The sequence below is a fragment of the Amycolatopsis sp. NPDC104819 genome (assembly GCF_055583145.1).
Map to the genome: position 1 here is coordinate 218237 of NZ_JBVJON010000001.1, position 16112 is coordinate 234348.

General features: G+C 72.8%; 13 protein-coding genes. 7 read left to right on the forward strand and 6 right to left on the reverse strand.

Annotated elements, in window-relative coordinates; all coding sequences use genetic code 11:
• Positions 1–135 precede the first annotated feature (135 nt).
• The 4 genes from ACZ63E_RS01060 to ACZ63E_RS01075 all read left to right on the forward strand — a co-directional run bounded on the left by ACZ63E_RS01060 (position 136) and on the right by ACZ63E_RS01075 (position 5297).
• The gene (locus tag ACZ63E_RS01060) at positions 136–1005 is read left to right on the forward strand and encodes a ribokinase (protein ID WP_465333332.1); all 870 of its coding nucleotides are present in this window, start codon (positions 136–138) and stop codon (positions 1003–1005) included.
• Between the two features lie 28 nt (positions 1006–1033).
• Positions 1034–1774, forward strand: a complete 741-nt coding sequence (locus ACZ63E_RS01065; protein ID WP_465333333.1) for a hypothetical protein — start codon at positions 1034–1036, stop codon at positions 1772–1774.
• On the forward strand, positions 1764–3434 hold the full coding sequence (gene ptsP / locus ACZ63E_RS01070; protein ID WP_465333334.1) for a phosphoenolpyruvate--protein phosphotransferase: 1671 nt from the start codon (positions 1764–1766) through the stop codon (positions 3432–3434). Before ACZ63E_RS01065 ends, ptsP begins: the two co-directional genes overlap by 11 nt.
• Before the next feature lie 462 nt (positions 3435–3896).
• Entirely contained in the window at positions 3897–5297 is a 1401-nt protein-coding gene (locus tag ACZ63E_RS01075; RefSeq protein ID WP_465333335.1) for an MFS transporter, read from the forward strand.
• Positions 5298–5367: 70 nt separating this feature from the next.
• Here the strand turns inward: ACZ63E_RS01075 and ACZ63E_RS01080 are convergent, their stop codons facing one another.
• Complete coding sequence (locus ACZ63E_RS01080; protein ID WP_465333337.1) at positions 5368–6033, reverse strand: DUF1707 SHOCT-like domain-containing protein; 666 nt, start codon at positions 6031–6033, stop codon at positions 5368–5370.
• Between the two features lie 351 nt (positions 6034–6384).
• Here ACZ63E_RS01080 and ACZ63E_RS01085 point away from each other — a divergent pair, with 351 nt between their 5' ends.
• Positions 6385–7164 (forward strand): hypothetical protein, encoded by a 780-nt coding sequence (locus ACZ63E_RS01085; protein WP_465333338.1) that lies wholly within the window; start codon positions 6385–6387, stop codon positions 7162–7164.
• A gap of 3 nt (positions 7165–7167) precedes the next feature.
• Here the strand turns inward: ACZ63E_RS01085 and ACZ63E_RS01090 are convergent, their stop codons facing one another.
• Genes ACZ63E_RS01090 through ACZ63E_RS01100 form a run of 3 tightly spaced genes read right to left on the reverse strand, consistent with a single transcriptional unit; the run spans position 7168 to position 10183 of the window.
• Positions 7168–7812 carry a response regulator gene (locus ACZ63E_RS01090; RefSeq protein ID WP_465333340.1) on the reverse strand — a complete coding sequence of 215 codons (645 nt, stop codon included), beginning with the start codon at positions 7810–7812 and terminating at the stop codon, positions 7168–7170.
• Complete coding sequence (gene macS, locus ACZ63E_RS01095) at positions 7809–8945, reverse strand: MacS family sensor histidine kinase (protein WP_465333341.1); 1137 nt, start codon at positions 8943–8945, stop codon at positions 7809–7811. The genes ACZ63E_RS01090 and macS overlap by 4 nt, the downstream gene beginning before the upstream one ends.
• Positions 8942–10183: an AI-2E family transporter gene (locus ACZ63E_RS01100; protein WP_465333342.1), complete on the reverse strand. Its 1242-nt coding sequence runs from the start codon at positions 10181–10183 to the stop codon at positions 8942–8944. Before ACZ63E_RS01100 ends, macS begins: the two co-directional genes overlap by 4 nt.
• Before the next feature lie 206 nt (positions 10184–10389).
• Here ACZ63E_RS01100 and ACZ63E_RS01105 point away from each other — a divergent pair, with 206 nt between their 5' ends.
• Complete coding sequence (locus tag ACZ63E_RS01105; RefSeq protein WP_465333343.1) at positions 10390–11280, forward strand: hypothetical protein; 891 nt, start codon at positions 10390–10392, stop codon at positions 11278–11280.
• Positions 11281–11465: 185 nt separating this feature from the next.
• Positions 11466–14657 (forward strand): beta strand repeat-containing protein, encoded by a 3192-nt coding sequence (locus ACZ63E_RS01110; RefSeq protein ID WP_465333344.1) that lies wholly within the window; start codon positions 11466–11468, stop codon positions 14655–14657.
• A gap of 184 nt (positions 14658–14841) precedes the next feature.
• On the opposite strand, the gene ACZ63E_RS01115 is transcribed toward ACZ63E_RS01110, so the two are convergent.
• On the reverse strand, positions 14842–15606 hold the full coding sequence (locus ACZ63E_RS01115; RefSeq protein WP_465333346.1) for a dioxygenase family protein: 765 nt from the start codon (positions 15604–15606) through the stop codon (positions 14842–14844).
• 67 nt (positions 15607–15673) lie between these two features.
• Positions 15674–16066: a MarR family winged helix-turn-helix transcriptional regulator gene (locus ACZ63E_RS01120; protein WP_465333348.1), complete on the reverse strand. Its 393-nt coding sequence runs from the start codon at positions 16064–16066 to the stop codon at positions 15674–15676.
• Positions 16067–16112: the final 46 nt, after the last annotated feature.

Sequence of the window (16112 nt, forward strand, 5' to 3'; positions counted from 1 at the left end):
CCCCGATCGAGTGACGGGTGTCCGCTGCTCGCATGATTGTCGCACTCAGCCCCGGATAAGTTACAAAAACCTTCACTTTCCTCCCGGCCGCCCGGGCTGACCTGGCCCGGACCGGGTTCGTGGCACAGTGCGGGGATGAACTCCGACGTACTCGTTGTGGGATCCGCCAATGCCGACCTCGTGGTCGCGGTGGACCGCCGGCCGGGCGGCGGCGAGACCGTGCTGGGCGGCGACACCGTGCTCTCGCCGGGCGGCAAGGGCGCCAACACGGCGGTCGCCGCGGGCCGGCTCGGCGCGGACGTCGCGCTCCTCGGCGCGGTCGGCGACGACTCCTACGGCAGGCTGCTGCTCGACTCGCTGCGCGCCGCGGGGGTGGACACCGGTCTGGTCCGGACCAGTGACCGGCCGACCGGCATCGCCTACATCACCGTCACGCCGGACGGCGAGAACTCGATCCTCGTCTCGCCCGGCGCCAACTCGACCCTGGAGCCCGGCGACGTCGACACCGTCTTCGAGGGGGTGCGGGTCATGGTCGCCTCGCTCGAGGTGCCGCTGCCGGCGGTCGAGCACGCCGTCGCGCGGGCCGCGGAGAACGGCGTCAAGGTGCTGTTGAACCTGTCCCCCGCGGCGAAGCTCTCGCCGGAGACGCTGGCCAAGCTCGACGTCCTGCTGGTCAACGAGCACGAGGCCGCGTGGCTGACCGGGCCCGGCGCGGACTTCCGGAAGCTGCTCGACCTCGGTCCGCACGCCGCCGTTGTCACGCTGGGCGCCGCCGGTGTGGTGGTCGTCGAAGCCGGCGAAGCCACCGAAGTCGCGTCGCCGAAGGTCGAGGCCGTCGACACCACCGGGGCCGGGGACGCCTTCGCCGGCGCGCTCGCGGCGTCCCTCGCCGACGGCGCCGACCTGGTCACCGCGGCGCGGCGCGCGGTGCGCGTCGCGGCCTTCAGCGTGACGCGGCACGGTGCGCAGCCGTCCTACCCGACGGCCGCCGACCTGGGGGAATGATCACGCGGCGGCCCGTGTTGGACGTCACATGGGCGATTCGTTCGGTTCGGCCTGGTGGCGCGGCTACGCCGCTCAGCTGAGGGCGATCGCGGAGGCGCGGCGACCCGACCACCTCGCGATCATGCCCCTCGACGAGACCCTGAAGGCGCTCGGCAAGCAGACCGAGGTCGACGAAGGCGTCTACGACGTCCCGCTGGAGGGCGTGGTCGGGACGGTCGCTCGCGCCGGCGACTTCGACCGTGAGTTCCGGCCGCGCAACCGGGCGCTGCGCGACCGCTGGGACCACCTGACACGGACGTCGGCGGACCTCCCGCCGGTGCGGCTCGTGCGGCTGTCCGACATGTTCTTCGTCGAGGACGGCCACCACCGCGTCGCCATCGCCCGCGCCCGCGGCGCCCGGACCATTCCCGCGCGGGTCCGCTGGATCAGCACGGTCGCGTGCGCGCTGCGCTGCCTGACGCTCGCCGACCTGCCGTCGAAGTCGGCCGAGCGGATGTTCCTCGAGCGTGTCCCGCTGCCGGACGACGTCCGCCTCGGGCTGTGGCTGGACGACCCGGCCGACTGGTTCCGGCTCGCCGACAGCGCCGAGGCCTGGGGTTTCCGCCGTATGCTGGCCGGACGGCCGGTGTCCAGCCGCGACGAGCTGGCCGAAGCCTGGTGGCACGAGGAGGTCCGGCCGGTGCTCGAACAGGTACGTCGGCGCGGCTTGTGCCCGCCACCACGAGATATCCAGACCTATCTGAGCTATGGTCTAGACCATGCCGTCTGAGCTTGCTGCCGTCTCCGCCGAGGGACGCCCGTCGCCGGAGTCGCTGTCCGGGGTCGCCGTCAGCCCCGGCCGCGCGAGTGGTCCCGTCGTCCACGTCGCGGAGCCGCTCGGCGAGCCCGCCGCCACCCCGGCCCCGGCCGACCCGGCGGCCGAGGCCGCCCGGATCGCCCCCGCGGCGGCGATCGTCGCCGGCCGGCTGGAGAAGCAGGCCGAGACCGCGACCGGTGAGGCCGCGACGATCCTGATCACGACCGCCGCGATGGCCGCCGACCCGGCGCTCGCCTCGCAGGCGGAACAGCTGGTGAAGACGCAGGGACTGCCCGCCGCGCGCGCCGTCTACCAGTCCGCGGAAGGCTTCGCGGAAGCGCTGGCCGCCGCGGGTGGGTACATGGCCGAGCGCGTCCGCGACGTGCGGGACGTGCGTGACCGGCTGATCGCCGAGCTGCTCGGCATCGCGCCGCCCGGGGTGCCCGAGCTGGCGTCGCCGAGCGTGCTGGTCGCGCGCGACCTCGCGCCGGCCGACACGGCAGGCCTCGACCCGGCCAAGGTGCTCGCCCTCGTCACCGAAGAAGGCGGCCCGACCAGCCACACGGCGATCCTGGCGCGTGCGCTCGGCATCCCGGCGGTCGTCGCGGTGCGCGGGCTGCTCGCGTGGGACGCGCAAGCGCTTGCGGTCGACGGCGACACGGGTGTCGTCGAGATCGCGGACCCGTCGGCCCCGGTCGTCACGGCGACGGTGGCGCAGCTCGCGGAGTGGAACGGCACGGGCGCGACGTCCGACGGCCACCGCGTGAAGGTCTACGGCAACGTCGGCTCCCCGGCCGACGCGCAGGCCGCGGCCGACGCGGGCGCCGAGGGAGTCGGCCTGTTCCGCACGGAGTTCTGCTACCTCGACGCCTCGGACGAGCCGTCGGTGGCCGACCAGCGCGCGGCGTACACGGCGGTGCTCTCGCCGTTCCGCGGCAAGCCGGTGATCGTCCGGACCCTGGACGCGGGCGCCGACAAGCCGCTCGCCTTCCTCTCCCCGGACGTCGAGCCGAACCCGGCGCTCGGCGTCCGCGGGCTGCGCGTGGCGTTCGACCGCCCCGAGGTGCTCGACCGTCAGCTCGAAGCCATCGCGGGCGCGGCGGAAGACTCCGGCGCCGAGGTCTCGGTGATGGCCCCGATGGTCGCGACGGTCGAGGAAGCGGCGTGGTTCGCCGACCGCGTCCGCGCGGCGGGCATCGCCCGGGCGGGCGTGATGATCGAGATCCCGGCCGCGGCGCTGAGCGCCCGCGAGATCCTCGAAGCGGTGGACTTCGTCTCGGTGGGCACGAACGACCTGGCCCAGTACACGTTCGCGGCCGACCGTCAGCTGGGCGCGGTCGCGAAGCTCAACGACCCGTGGCAGCCGGCACTGCTGCGCCTGCTCAAGCTCATCGGCGACGCGGCCCAGGCCACGGGCAAGCCGGCGGGCGTCTGCGGCGAAGCGGCGGCGGACCCGCGGCTGGCGCTGGTCCTGGCCGGCCTGGGCCTGACGAGCCTCTCGATGAACGCCCCGGCGGTCCGCACGGTGGGCGCGAGCCTGGCGAGCGTCACGCTGGCGGAGTGCCAGGCGGTGGCCGAAGCGGTACTGGCCACGTCGGACCCGACGGCGGCCCGCACGGCGGCGCGTCCCTGACCCGACTTCGACCGGCGCGACGATAAGGCGCCGGTCGAAGTCACGCAGGGCCTGGTTGCGAAGGGTGCCGGGCCCGCGGCAGGCATGGTCGCGAAGCCGAAGCGCGGCGGGCCAGCGGAAGGCCCGGTCGCGAAAGGTGCCGAGGCCCCGCGGTAGGGCCTGGTCCCGAAGGATGCGGACCGCGGCAGGCCCGCCTGCCAACCAATCAACCGACCCCACCCGCAGGGGTGCCCCCCACTTTCAGTCTATCGGTGATCACCGACGGTGCTGATCTGTGCGACCCTGACCAGGCGCAGTTGTCCACATTGACCGAGGGGTGTGGACAACCCGCCCCGTGAAGGCCACCACGAGACATCCGTGGTGGCCTTCACGGAAACTCGGCGACGGAGACTGTCGATCCAGCGCCGTCCCGCTCGACGCAGTGGTGAGCACCAAAGACCACCGAGCCGAGGGGACGCCGTCATGACCGCCACCATCGAAGCCCGAGCCGCTGCCGGGCCGGCCGTGGAGAGGGCCGGGCGCCGGGAATGGGTCGGCCTTGCCGTGCTGGCCCTGCCGACCCTGCTCGTCTCGCTGGACGTCTTCGTCCTCGTTCTCGCCCTGCCCAGGCTCGCCGCCGCACTGCACGCCGATGGCACGCAGCAGCTGTGGATCATGGACACCTACGGCTTCATGGTCGCCGGGTTCATGGTCACCATGGGGACGCTCGGCGATCGCGTCGGACGCCGGAAGCTGCTGCTCATCGGGGCGGCCGCCTTCGGGGTCGCCTCCGTCGCCGCGGCCTTCTCCACCAGCGCCGGCATGCTCATCGCCGCGCGGGCCGTGCTCGGGATCGCCGGGGCGACGCTCGCTCCGTCGACCCTCTCCCTGATCGGGACCCTCTTCAAGAACCCGCAGCAGCGCGCGCAGGCCATCGGCATCTGGGCCGGCTGCTTCACCGTCGGCGCCATCATCGGCCCGATGGTCGGCGGTTTCCTGCTCGAGCACTTCTGGTGGGGCTCGGTCTTCCTGCTCGGGGTGCCCGCCATGGTCCTGCTGCTGGTCATCGGCCCGAAGCTGCTCCCGGAGTACCGCGACGAGACCGCCGGCCGGCTCGACCTGCCCAGCGTCGGCCTCTCGCTCGGCGCGATCCTGCCCGCCGTCTACGGCGTCAAGGAGCTGGCTCGCGACGGCTTCCACCTCGTTCCCCTCGTCGCGCTCGCTGCCGGGCTGGCTGTCGGGTACGTCTTCGTGAAGCGGCAGCGCGCCCTGGAAGACCCGCTGGTCGACTTCAGCCTCTTCGCCGCGAAGGCCTTCCGGACCACGCTCGGCGGGATGCTCCTGTTCAGCATGCTCGGCGGCACCACGATGCTGTTCACCGCGCAGTTCCTGCAGGTCGCGCAGCACCTCTCGCCGGTCGGGGCGGCGCTGGGGCTGCTGCCCGGGATGGCCGCCTCCACCGTCAGCTTCCTCGCCGCGCCCGCGCTCGCGCGCCGGGTGAAGCCGAACGTCCTGATCGCCGGTGGGGTCGCGCTCGCCGCCGCCGGCATGGTGATCCTTGCCCTCGTCGACCCGGCCGGCGGACCCGCGTGGCCCGCGCTCGGGTTCGCCGTGACGTCGCTGGGCGTCGGGCCGATGGTCGCGCTCGGCACCGACCTCGTGGTCGGGTCGGTTCCGCAGCGCAAGGCCGGCGCCGCCGCGTCGCTGGCGCAGACCGTCAACGAGTTCGGATACGCCTTCGGCATCGCGACCGTCGGGACGCTGGGCAACGCCGTCGTCCGCGCGCACGGTCTGCCGAGCGGCCTGCACGTCGTCGCCGCGCTCGCCGCGACCGCGTTCGCCGTGCTCGTCTGGTTCGTCGCGCGGAACCTGCGGACCGCCTGACGTGCGAAGGCCTCCCCACCCGATGCCTGGGTGGGGAGGCCTTCTTGACGCCGGGGGCAGAGGGCCCCGGCTAGCCGAACAACCCCCGCCGGGGGTGCCGGATGACCAGCGAGCCGCCGTGGACCCGGCCGCTCAGTACGAACCGCGGGTTCCCCTGGTGCCCGTTGCTGCGCGTCTTGTCCTCGAGCGAGCCGAACTTGACGTCGGTGATCGAGTTGACGTCGACCGCCGCGTGCTCCGGGATGATGACCTCGACCGAGCCCCACTTGGCGTCGAGCTCGATGTGCACCACCGGCGACTGGACCTGGGCCTCGGTGAAGTCGAGCTTCGTCGAGCCGTACTTGTTCCGCACGACCATCTCGGGCGGCACCACCCATGGGCCGCTGCGGACCAGCGACGAGTACTTCGCGTTGAGCTCGAACCGGCGCCCGGTCGAGGAGTAACCGCCGTAGCCCGCCGGCGGCGCGTACGCCGGGGCGGCCGCGGCGGCCGCCGACGGGTGGTAGAGGCCCGCGAGGTCGGCCAGCACGGCGTTCAGCTCACCGCGGGTCCGCGACGCGAGCGCGCGGTCGGTGCGTTCGGTGAACTCGTCGAGGTCGATCATGCCGCGGCCGATCGCCTTCTGCAGCACGCCGACGACGTGCTCCCGCTCGTCGTCGGAGACCCGGAGGTCGCGCTCGCTCAACGGCTTGGTCTCGGTCACCGGTTCCGCCGCCTTGGTCTCTTCCTCGCCCATGGTCACGATGGTAGAACCGGAACTCACCAGGGAGATCGGGGGAAAACCCTGAACGGACCCGTATTCCGCGGCGCCGCCGTCGGCGCGGCCCTCCTGCTGCTGTCCGGGTGCACCGGCGAAGCGCCACCACCGCCGCCGCCACCGGAGCCTTCGGCAACCGCCCCGCCGACCACGCGGTCGCTGCCGGACGGGCTCCTGGGCGTCCAGGCGACCGGCGGCATCGGGGTCACCGCGCTGCTGCCCACCTCGGGCCCGACCGTCTTCGACTCCGACGGCGGTCCGGCGGGCACACCGCCGGGTTATCCGGGCGGTGACGTCGCCTTCGCCGTCGTCCGCGTCGGCAAGTCCGCGGTGCTGACCGCCCAGCCGAGGGACGCGAACAACAAGGAGCCGTTCGAAGTCCTGGCCTACACCGGCCCGGCGACACCGCCGCGCCCGCTGGGCCGCGCGTGGTCGGTCGCGCCGGACGCCGACGGCACCGGGGTGTGGGTCATCCGGCAGGACTCGCCCGACAACTGCCGGCTGCAGCACGTCACGCTCGCCGGCGGCGAGGCCGGGCACGGCCAGTCCGCCAGCTGCCGCACCCTGGTCCGCGGGGAAAGCGCGCACGGCCTGCTGATCACCATCAACGCCGAGGTCGCCGAGTCGACCGACGCGCTCATCGACCCGGAAACCGGCCGCACGGTCCAGCAAGCGCCGCGCATCCTCGCCGTCTCCGGGGACCGGATGCTGCTCGACGGCCTCGTCGAGCTCACCCTCGTCGACCTGGAGACCGGCGCCCGCAAGCAGCTCAGCCGACCGGCGGTCGGGTCGACCCCCACGGTGGTGCCGTCGCGGGACGGCGCCGTCTGGGCCGCCGACTTCCCGAACCCCTCCTACCGCGGCACCAGCACGCAGACCCGGGACATCTGGCTGCTCCACCCGGACACGCTGACCTGGGAACACACCCCGGCGATGCCGTTCATCACCGAGCACCTCGGGCGGGGCGGCGGGATCGACTGGACGGACCAGGGCGACCTCGTCCTGGCCGACGGCGTCCTCGCCGCGACGCACCCGGGCGAGCCGTCGTGGCGGATGGGCAAGGCGGCCCTGCCGAAGGGCGACTGGGGCGGCCTCGCCGTGCTCCCCTGAGGGTCACTCCTCGTCGAGGCCGTGTTCGATCGCGTACCGGGCCAGCTCGACGCGGTTGTGCAGCTGCAGCTTCCGCAGCGTCGACTGCACGTGGTTCTCCACCGTGCGGTGCGACAGCACGAGCCGCTCGGCGATCTGGCGCGCCGTCAGCCCCTTCGCGACCAGGCGCAGGACGTCGGTTTCGCGCTCGGTGAGCCGCGGCGGCTCGGCCCCTTCCGCCGGTGCGTCGGCCATCCGCCGGTACTCGCCGAGCACCAGCCCGGCCAGGCCCGCGGTGAACACCGGGTCGCCGGCGGCGGTCCGGTGCACGGCGTCCACCAGCTCCGCCGCGGACGCCGACTTGACCAGATAACCGGACGCGCCGGCCTTCACCGCCTCCAAGACGTCCTTGTGCTCGCCGCTCGCGGACAGCACCAGCACCTTCGTCGACGGCAGCGCCGCGGTGATCTCACGGGTGGCGTCGACGCCGGAGGTGCTGCCGAGGTTGAGGTCCATCAGCACGACGTCCGGGCGCACGGTCCGCGCGATCCGCAGCGCCGCGTCGGCGTCCGGCGCGGTCGCGCGGACGTCGAAGCCGTGCTCGGTCAGGTCGCGGGCCACGCCGTCGCGCCAGATCGGGTGGTCGTCGACCACCATGACGGAAATCATTTCGCACCCCTTGTGCTCGGCACCCTGACCTCCCACTCCGTGCCCCGGCCGGGCGCGGTGTCGAGGGACGCGCTCCCGCCCAGGTCGCGGACCCTCCCCCGGATGGATTCCACCACGCCGAGGTGCCCGGCCGAAGCCGCTCGCTCGAGGACGCCGTCGGCGATGCCGGGGCCGTCGTCGCGGATGCTGACCACGACCTCGTCGCCGAGGTCTTCCAGCAGCACCCACGCCTGCGCGCCGGGGCCGGCGTGCTTGTCGACGTTCGCGAGCGCTTCGCGGGTGACGGCGAGCAGCTCACCGGTGACGTGCGCGGGCAGCTCGACGTCGTCGGCGGGGGTCGAGACCTGCACGGACGACGTCGCGAGCAGCTGCAACGCCGCCCGCAGGCTCGCCGTGCCGCGGTCGTTCGGCGCCAGCGGCTCGGTGGTCACCAGCGCGCGCAGCGCGATCTCCTGCTCGCCGGCGAGGCGGGCCAGCTCGGCCGCTTCGCCGCCGACCTCGTTGCCGCGCTTGCGGACCCGGGCGAGCACCTGCAGGACGCTGTCGTGGATCGACCTCGCCAGCCGTTCCCGCTCGGCCGTCGCCGCTTCCTTCCGCAGCGCCTGCTCCAGCCGGCCGGCGGCCTGCCGGCTCAGCGTCGCCGCCATCCCGACGAGCAGCCCGGCGGCGGCGAGCAGGACGCCGTCGCGGGCGACGTCGAGGTCGAACTTCTCCCGCGCCAGCCCGGTCGCCACGCCGACGACGAGCCCGGCGAGCACCCCGCCCACCGCGCCGAAGCGCGCGCCGGCGGCCACCGGCGGCACCGCCGCCCAGACCGTCGTGATCAGCGGGACGTTCAGCGCGAACTGCGCGTCGCTCAGCACCAGCGGCGAGGTCAGCAGCAGCCCGGTTCCGATGACGAGGTCCACGACGACCAGCCACGGCGGCCGGGTCCGCTCGCGCAGGTACAGCAGGCTGATCACGACCGACCAGACGGCCATCACGCCCAGCAGCGTCCAGGCGAGCCACTCGCGGCGGTAGTGCTCGTGCTGCACGATCACCGTGCCGCAGGCGAACGCCCAGGTGAGCACGCGGAACGCGACCACGCCGCGCCACAGCGGCGTGATCGGGTCCGGGGCCCGCCGGACGGTCACGGCTTGCGGTCGCGCTTCGGCGGTTCGGCCGTCGACGCGTCGGCTTCGTCCTCGCCGCGCGTCGCGATTTCGGCCTTCGGGCCGCCGGGGGCCGCGTCGTTCGGCTGCGCGGCCTGGTCCTTGAGGACATCGACCGCGGCCGGGTCCGGGTCGGTCTCGTGCAGCAGCGACCGGACGCCCGCGTTCAGCACGGCCAGCAGCGGCACGGCCAGCAGCGCGCCGGCGATCCCGCCCGCGACCAGGCCGGCGGTGATGGCCAGGACCACGGCCAGCGGGTGCAGCTTCACCGCGCGTCCGAGCAGCAGCGGCTGCAGGATGTGGCTCTCCAGCTGCATCACGCCGATCACGATGGCCAGCACGATCACCGCGCCGATGAACCCGTTGGTCACGAGCGCGATGAGCACCGCGACCCCGCCGGTGATGACCGCGCCGATGATCGGGATGAACGCGCCGATGAAGACCAGCGTCGCCAGCGGGATCACCAGCGGCACACCCATGATCCACAGGCCGATGCCGATGCCGACGGCGTCCACCACGGCCACCGCGGCCGTCGCTCGCACGTAGCTGACCAGCGAGGCGAACCCACGGCGGCCGGCGACGTCGACCCGGTTGCGGACCCGCCGCGGCGCGGCGCGGACCAGGAACGACCAGATGCCGTCCCCGCCGCTGAGGAAGAAGATCGTGATGAAGAGCGTCAGCAGGAAGCCGGTGAGGATCTCGCCGACGGTGCTCGCCGTGGTCAGCGCGGTCGTCGTGATGGACGCCTGGTTGTTCTGGATGAACCCGATCGCCTGGTTGATGAAGTCCTGGATCTGCTCCTGCCGCAGGTGCGGCGGGCCGTTGAGCAGCCAGTTCTTGATCTGGTCGAGGCTCGCGTTCACCTGCTGCTGCAGCTGCGGCAGGCCGGAGGAGAACTGCGTGACGACGAACGTCAGCAGCCCGCCCAGCACGGCCAGCCCGGCGATCAGCACGATCGCCGTCGCCAGCCCGCGCGGGAACCGCACCGCGACCAGCTTCTGCACCGCCGGCGCCAGCAGCGCGGACACCAGCAGGGCGATCGACAGCGGGATGACGACCACCGACAGGTAGCCGATCACCCACACGACCGCGTACAGCGCGGCGACCACCACGATGAACCGCCACGCGAGCGCCGCGCTGATGCGCAGGCCCCGCGGGATCAGGCTGGTGACGTCTTCGTGCTCCGTCAGGAACGGGGTTTCGCGTCGCGCGTGGCTCACCGGCTCACCGTACTGGCTGGAGTGTCCGTTTCGTGGGACTGCCAGGAATGATTGCCGAGTGTCACCCCGGGCTACACGCTGTGTTCGTCACACGATGGGGGTATCAAGTCGTGTCGAGGGTGCGCGACGGCTTCCGGGTTTGGTTAGGTCGCTTCCGCAACGACAAGTTGCCGATTGGTCACGGAACACACACGAGGAGACAACGGGTGCCGAACACCGCGGCGAACGAGGGGCAGGGCGCCAAGCGCTCGAGCCGGCTCGTGACGCGTGCGCTGTTCGTGCTCGGTGGCGCGCTGGCCGGCACCGCCGCCGCGTGGCTCGTCTCCTCCGCCACCGCGTCCGCCGACACCGTCGAGGTGGGCACCTCGTCCGTCGTGCCGGTGACCGACGCGACGGCCGGTGACCTCGGCGACGTGAACCACGGTGTCGCCGGCTTCTCCGACGACGTCGCCGCTTCGCCCCAGGCCGCCACGGCGTGGAGCGAGCCGGAGCGCGTCCGCGACTCGGTCTCGGAACTCACCGAGCAGGCCGTCGTGAGCCCGGCGCACCGCACCCTCGGCGCGGTCGAGCACATCGTCCGCAAGCCGCAGGACACCCGCCAGGTCCTCGAGCAGGCCTTCACCCCCGAGCCGGCCGCCCACGACGTGTGGCAGCTGCTCGACCCGGCCGGCCACGAAAACCTGGTCCAGCTCCCGGGGCTCGCCCCGGCCGAGCAGGAGCCGGCGACCCCGGTCGCCGCCCCGGCCACGGACGCGGTCGCCGTCTCGACCGTCCAGCTCCCCGCCGCTTCGCGAGCCGCGCTCGTGCTGCCGACGGGTGTCCAGCACGAAGACGGCACCGGTGCCGCGGGCGAGTCCCGTGACAAGCACCGCGACCTGCCGTCGCCGCTGGTTCCGGTGCAGCTTCCGGCCGCACCGTCCGTTCCGACCGCTCCGGGTGGCTCCTCGGCCCCCGGTGGTCACCTCGACGGCCTGAACCTCGGCGTCCCCTCGTGGGTCTCCTCGGCCGTCAGCGATGCCGCCGCCAGCGCTTACCGCAGCGGCCTGCGCCACGTGGCGCCCACCCCGGGCGAGCAGCCCGGTGTCACTCCTGACTGAACACCTCCCTTCACGGGTCGCTGACGCGCCCAAGTCCGTCTGCATCTGACGGCTCTGCGTCCGCGGACATCCCGTGACACGGCGGTGCGCTTTTTCGCGCCCGCAAGAAGTTCCTTTCCCCTCGGTGCGTATCGACGCACCCCCATAAGCCCGCAAGGGAACCCGAAATAAAGGAGAAAAACCCCATGCAGACGTGGGCAAAGCGCGGACTCCAGACCGCACTTGTCACCGGTGGGTTGCTGATGCTGGGTACCGGCATCGCTTCGGCCGACGAGAACGTCAACCCGGACGCCCCGGCCTCCCCGCTCGACCTCAACGTGACGGTCCCCATCCAGGAGGCCAACAACGCGGTCGGCACCCCCTTCGGCCAGCTGGACCTGCCCGCCGGGCAGACGGAGCTGAGCACCAAGCCGGTCACCAACGCCGCGAACGAGGCTGCCAAGCAGCTCGACGAGGCGAGCCCGATCAGCCAGAGCACCCTCGGCGGTGTCACGAAGGCCGACGGCGCGGGCGCCTTCACCCCGGGCCACCGGAACCTCAAGGGCAACAAGGTCACCGGCGACGTCGTCGTCCCGATCCAGATCGTGGACAACGCGGTCGGCGCGATCGGCGACGCGAACGTCGAGGGTGGCAACCACTCGCAGACCTGGGAGCACAACCAGGACATCGCGACGACGGGTGAGGACTCCAGCCTCGCGGGCAACGCGGTCGCCCTCGACTGGGCGCTCCCCGTGCAGATCGCGGGCAACGGCGGCGGCGTCGCCGGCGGCACCGGCCGGGTGACCGGCGGGTCGGCCGACCAGAGCGCCACCGAGACCGGGAACGTCGACACCAACGGTGACGGCTCGGCCTTCTCCGGCAACGTCGTGGCGGGCCAGTTCGCCACCCCGGTCCAGGTGACCGGCAACGCCGCTTCGTACCTGCTCGGCAACGGCCAGAGCCACGGCTACACCGCCGACACCGTCGCGACCTCCGGCGGCTCGCTGTTCAGCTCCGGCGACAACAGCTCGGCCTCGGGCAACGTGGTCGGCGCGCCGATCGCCCTGCCGGTCAAGTTCAACTGCAACTCGGGCGCCGTGTGGGGCTCGCTGTCGAACTCCGACGGCTGCACCACCTCCGCCGACGCGACGGCCGGGGACACCCGCGACGGCAGCCTCGGCATCCCGACCTACCTCGAGACGAGCGGCAACGACTCGTTCCTGTCCGGCAACGGCGGGGCGGCCTCGCTGTCCCCGATCGCGAACGTCGCGGGTGTCGCCGGCTCGTGGATCGGGAAGGCTTCCTCGGGCATCCCCGAGGGCAGCAGCTCCTCCAGCACGGTCGACTCGGGCGGCTTCGTCAAGACCGCGGGTGACGACGGCAGCGGCTCGGGCAACGTCCTGAACCCGTCGGTCGCGCTGCCGGTCGAGGCCTTCGGCATCGGTGGCACCTACATCGGCCAGGCCGACGCGGCGCACGACAACACCACCGACGCCAACGCGGGCAACGGCAGCTACACCCGGGGCAACGACTCCGTGCTGGGTGGCAACATCGTCAACACCCAGACCGCGGGCGCGCCCGAGGTCTTCGGCATCGGCGGCAGCCACATCGGCAACGCGACCGGCTCGGCGACCGAGGACAAGGTCGTCACCGCCGGGGCGTACGACGGCACGCAGGGCAACGACTCGTCCGGCTCGGGCAACGTCGTGCAGGTGCCGGTCGGCCTGCCCGCCGAGGTCTTCGGCGTGGGCGGCTCCTTCATCGGCCAGGGCTCCGGCTCGGCCGACGAGACCAAGGTCGTCTCCGGCGGCGGCGGTGGCAGCACGCACGACGACAACGGCTTCCTGAGCTCGAACCTGGGCACCGTGCCGGCTTCGCTGCCGGTGCAGGTCGCCAACATCGGCGGCGCGTTCGTCGGCCAGGGCCACGGCAAGGGCTCGACCGACACGACGTCCAACGCGGGCGGCGACGTCACGGCGAACGGCCCCGCGGGCGCCGGCGCCGGCAACATCGTCGAGGCCCCGGTCTCGCTCCCGGTGCTGGCCGCCGGCAGCGGCGCCGCCCTCGCGGGCATCGGCACCGGTGAGAACGACAACATCACCGACTCCTCGGCGGGCGGCGACGCCCTCACCGACGGGCAGGACGGTGCGATCGCCGGCAACATCGTGAAGACCCCGGTCGCGGGTGCCGCGCAGCTGTTCAGCGACGGTGTCGCGGGCGGTGCCCTGGGCCACGGCCTGGGCACGAGCGACACGATGTCGCAGGCCGGCGGCGACGCCACCACCAACGGTGACGGTGGCGCGATCGCCGGCGACATCGTGGGCGCGGACGCGCTTCCGGTGGCGCAGATCTTCGGCGACGCGGTGAGCGTCGGCGGCGTCTCCAGCGGCAACGGCCAGAACACCACCACGGTGACCGACGCGGGCGACGACACCACCTCCGGTGTCGAAGGCGCGCTGGCCGGCGACATCCTGGACCTCCCGGCGACGGCGATCGCCCAGTTCTTCGGCGACGCGGTGGCCGTGGGCGGCGTGGCTCACGCGAACGGTGACGACGTCCTCACCACGGACAACGGTGGCGAGTCGGACACCGAGGGTGACGGGTCGAGCCTGTCGGGGTACAACTTCTACCACGACGTCGTGGCGCCGGTGCAGGTCTTCGGGGTGCCCCTGGAGCTGCTCGGGGTGGCCACCGCGGACGCGACCGACATGACGATCATCGACGGGGAAGCCACGGACGCGGCTGACTCGATCGCGAACCCGGTCGAGGGTTCGGAGCTGGGCGCCGGCGAGCTGCCGTCGCTGACCGGGCTGACCAGTGGCCTGCCGACAGCGGGGCTGCCCACCGAAGGCCTGTCCACGCTGCCGATGACCGTCCCGGCCCAGCGTGCCGACGTGCCGGTGAGCACCCCGATGTCCGGGCTGCTGCCGCACCTGCCCACCGCCGGCCTGCCCGGCCTCAGCGCCCTCTCGGCGCTGGGTGGCGGCAGCACGCAGCGTGCGGACCTGCCGACCGGTGGCCTGCCCACCGCCGGTGGTCTGCCCGGCCTGAGCAGCCTCTCCGCGCTGGGTGGTGCCCTGCCCGGGCACGGCGGCACCGAGCGTGCGGACCTGCCGACCGCCGGCCTGCCCGTCGCCGTGCCGGCGCTGCCGGCCCTCGGTGGCGTCCCGGCCCTGCCGGTTGCCATCCCGGTGACCCCGGCCCTGCCGACGACCCCGGCGCTGCCGGTCGCGCTGCCCGCGGCCCCGGCCCTGCCGACCGCGATGCCGGCCCTGCCGGTCAACGCGAAGCTGCCGGTGCTGGACAGCGCGGCCCCGGCCGCGCAGGTCCCGGCCATGTCGGGCCTCGACTCCACCGGCTTCCTCGCGAAGCTGCTGGGTCTGGTCAAGCGCAAGTAGTTCGGTGACGCCGGGCGGGTTCAGCCAGAGCCCGCCCGGCCCCCAACTCCCGTCCGGCGTTCCACCGCGCCGCGAGGTTTCCTCGCACGGAACGTCCGACGATCGCGAGAACGCTCCTTCCCTGGAGACGGCGAGCCCCAGGAACCGATCAGGTTCCTGGGGCTCGTTCGTGTCCGGGGTCCGGTCAGGAGAACTGGAGAGAACGCTTCGCCAGGCCGTGCCAGAAGCCGTCGATCACCGTGCGGCCTTCCGCCGAGCTCGCGCCGAGGGAGACGAACAGCGGCGCGAAGTGCTCGGTGCGCGGGTGCGCGAGCGTGGCCGCCGGGGCCTTGTGCCGGAAGTCGAGCAGCGTGTCGACGTCACCGCTGCCCAGGACCTCCGCACCCCAGTGGTCGAACTCGGCCGACCACGCCGGCGGGGTCCCGTCGGTGGCGCGGGCCATGCCGCTGAGGTTGTGCGTGAAGAAGCCGCTGCCGATGATCAGCACACCTTCGTCGCGCAGCGGCGCGAGCTTGCGGCCGACGTCGAACAGCTGCTGCGGGTCGAGCGACGGCATCGAGACCTGCAGCACCGGGACGTCGGCGTCCGGGTACATCTCGACGAGCGGCACGTAGGCGCCGTGGTCGAGGCCGCGGTCGGGCGCCTCGTGCACCGGCGTTTCCGGCGTGCGAAGCAGCTTCTTCACCTTCGCCGCCAGCTCCGGCGCGCCGGGCGACTCGTACTTCACCGCGTAGTAGCGGTCGGGGAAACCCCAGAAGTCGTAGACCAGCGGCACCGTCGTGGTGGCCCCGATGGTCAGCGGCGCCTCCTCCCAGTGCGCCGAGACGACCAGGATCGCGCGGGGCTTCGGCAGGTCGGCCGCCCAGCCGGCGAGCTGGCGGGTCCACGTGGTGTCGTCGGCGAGGGGCGGGGCGCCGTGGCTGAGGTAGAGGACCGGGGTGCGGGTCATCAACGGCTCCAGTGCTTGAAAGTTCAACTAATGGAGTCTACGACGTCCTCGCGGTCCGGGATATTCCTCAGGCGGCTTCGAGGTTTGCGGCGCAGCGCTCCAGCGTCCGGACCGTCGTGCGGTAGTCGTCGTCGCTGATGCCCTCGGTCACCGCGGCCCGGAACGCTTTGACGCGCGCTTCGACCCGCGCGTGCGCCGCACGGCCGGCGTCGCTCAGCGCGCCGTCTCCGGCAACCCAGCCGCGGGCGCGCAGGTCGGCGATCTTCGAGGTCATCGACCCCTCGGCGGCGACGAACGGCGCCAGTGCCGCGTCGACCTCCTCCGGCGTACGCGCGCCGCCGGCGATCGTGTTGAGTACCTGCCAGTGCCGGCGGGTCAGCGAGTCCGCTTCGAGGGCCTGGGTCATGGAGGATTCGAGAAGCTCGTGGACGTGGCGAAGCCACCAGCCGAGGGGTTTCATGGATACTCCGACATGTGGATGAACAACTACATGTAAAAGTACATGT

Bases quoted from the DNA above. Each gene is read 5' to 3' on its own strand.
- ACZ63E_RS01060 (WP_465333332.1), top strand. From the start codon at position 136: ATGAACTCCGACGTACTCGTTGTGGGATCCGCCAATGCCGACCTCGTG.
- ACZ63E_RS01065 (WP_465333333.1), top strand. From the start codon at position 1,034: ATGGGCGATTCGTTCGGTTCGGCCTGGTGGCGCGGCTACGCCGCTCAG.
- ptsP (WP_465333334.1), top strand. From the start codon at position 1,764: ATGCCGTCTGAGCTTGCTGCCGTCTCCGCCGAGGGACGCCCGTCGCCG.
- ACZ63E_RS01075 (WP_465333335.1), top strand. From the start codon at position 3,897: ATGACCGCCACCATCGAAGCCCGAGCCGCTGCCGGGCCGGCCGTGGAG.
- ACZ63E_RS01080 (WP_465333337.1), bottom strand. From the start codon at position 6,033: ATGGGCGAGGAAGAGACCAAGGCGGCGGAACCGGTGACCGAGACCAAG.
- ACZ63E_RS01090 (WP_465333340.1), bottom strand. From the start codon at position 7,812: ATGATTTCCGTCATGGTGGTCGACGACCACCCGATCTGGCGCGACGGC.
- ACZ63E_RS01110 (WP_465333344.1), top strand. From the start codon at position 11,466: ATGCAGACGTGGGCAAAGCGCGGACTCCAGACCGCACTTGTCACCGGT.
- ACZ63E_RS01115 (WP_465333346.1), bottom strand. From the start codon at position 15,606: ATGACCCGCACCCCGGTCCTCTACCTCAGCCACGGCGCCCCGCCCCTC.
- ACZ63E_RS01120 (WP_465333348.1), bottom strand. From the start codon at position 16,066: ATGAAACCCCTCGGCTGGTGGCTTCGCCACGTCCACGAGCTTCTCGAA.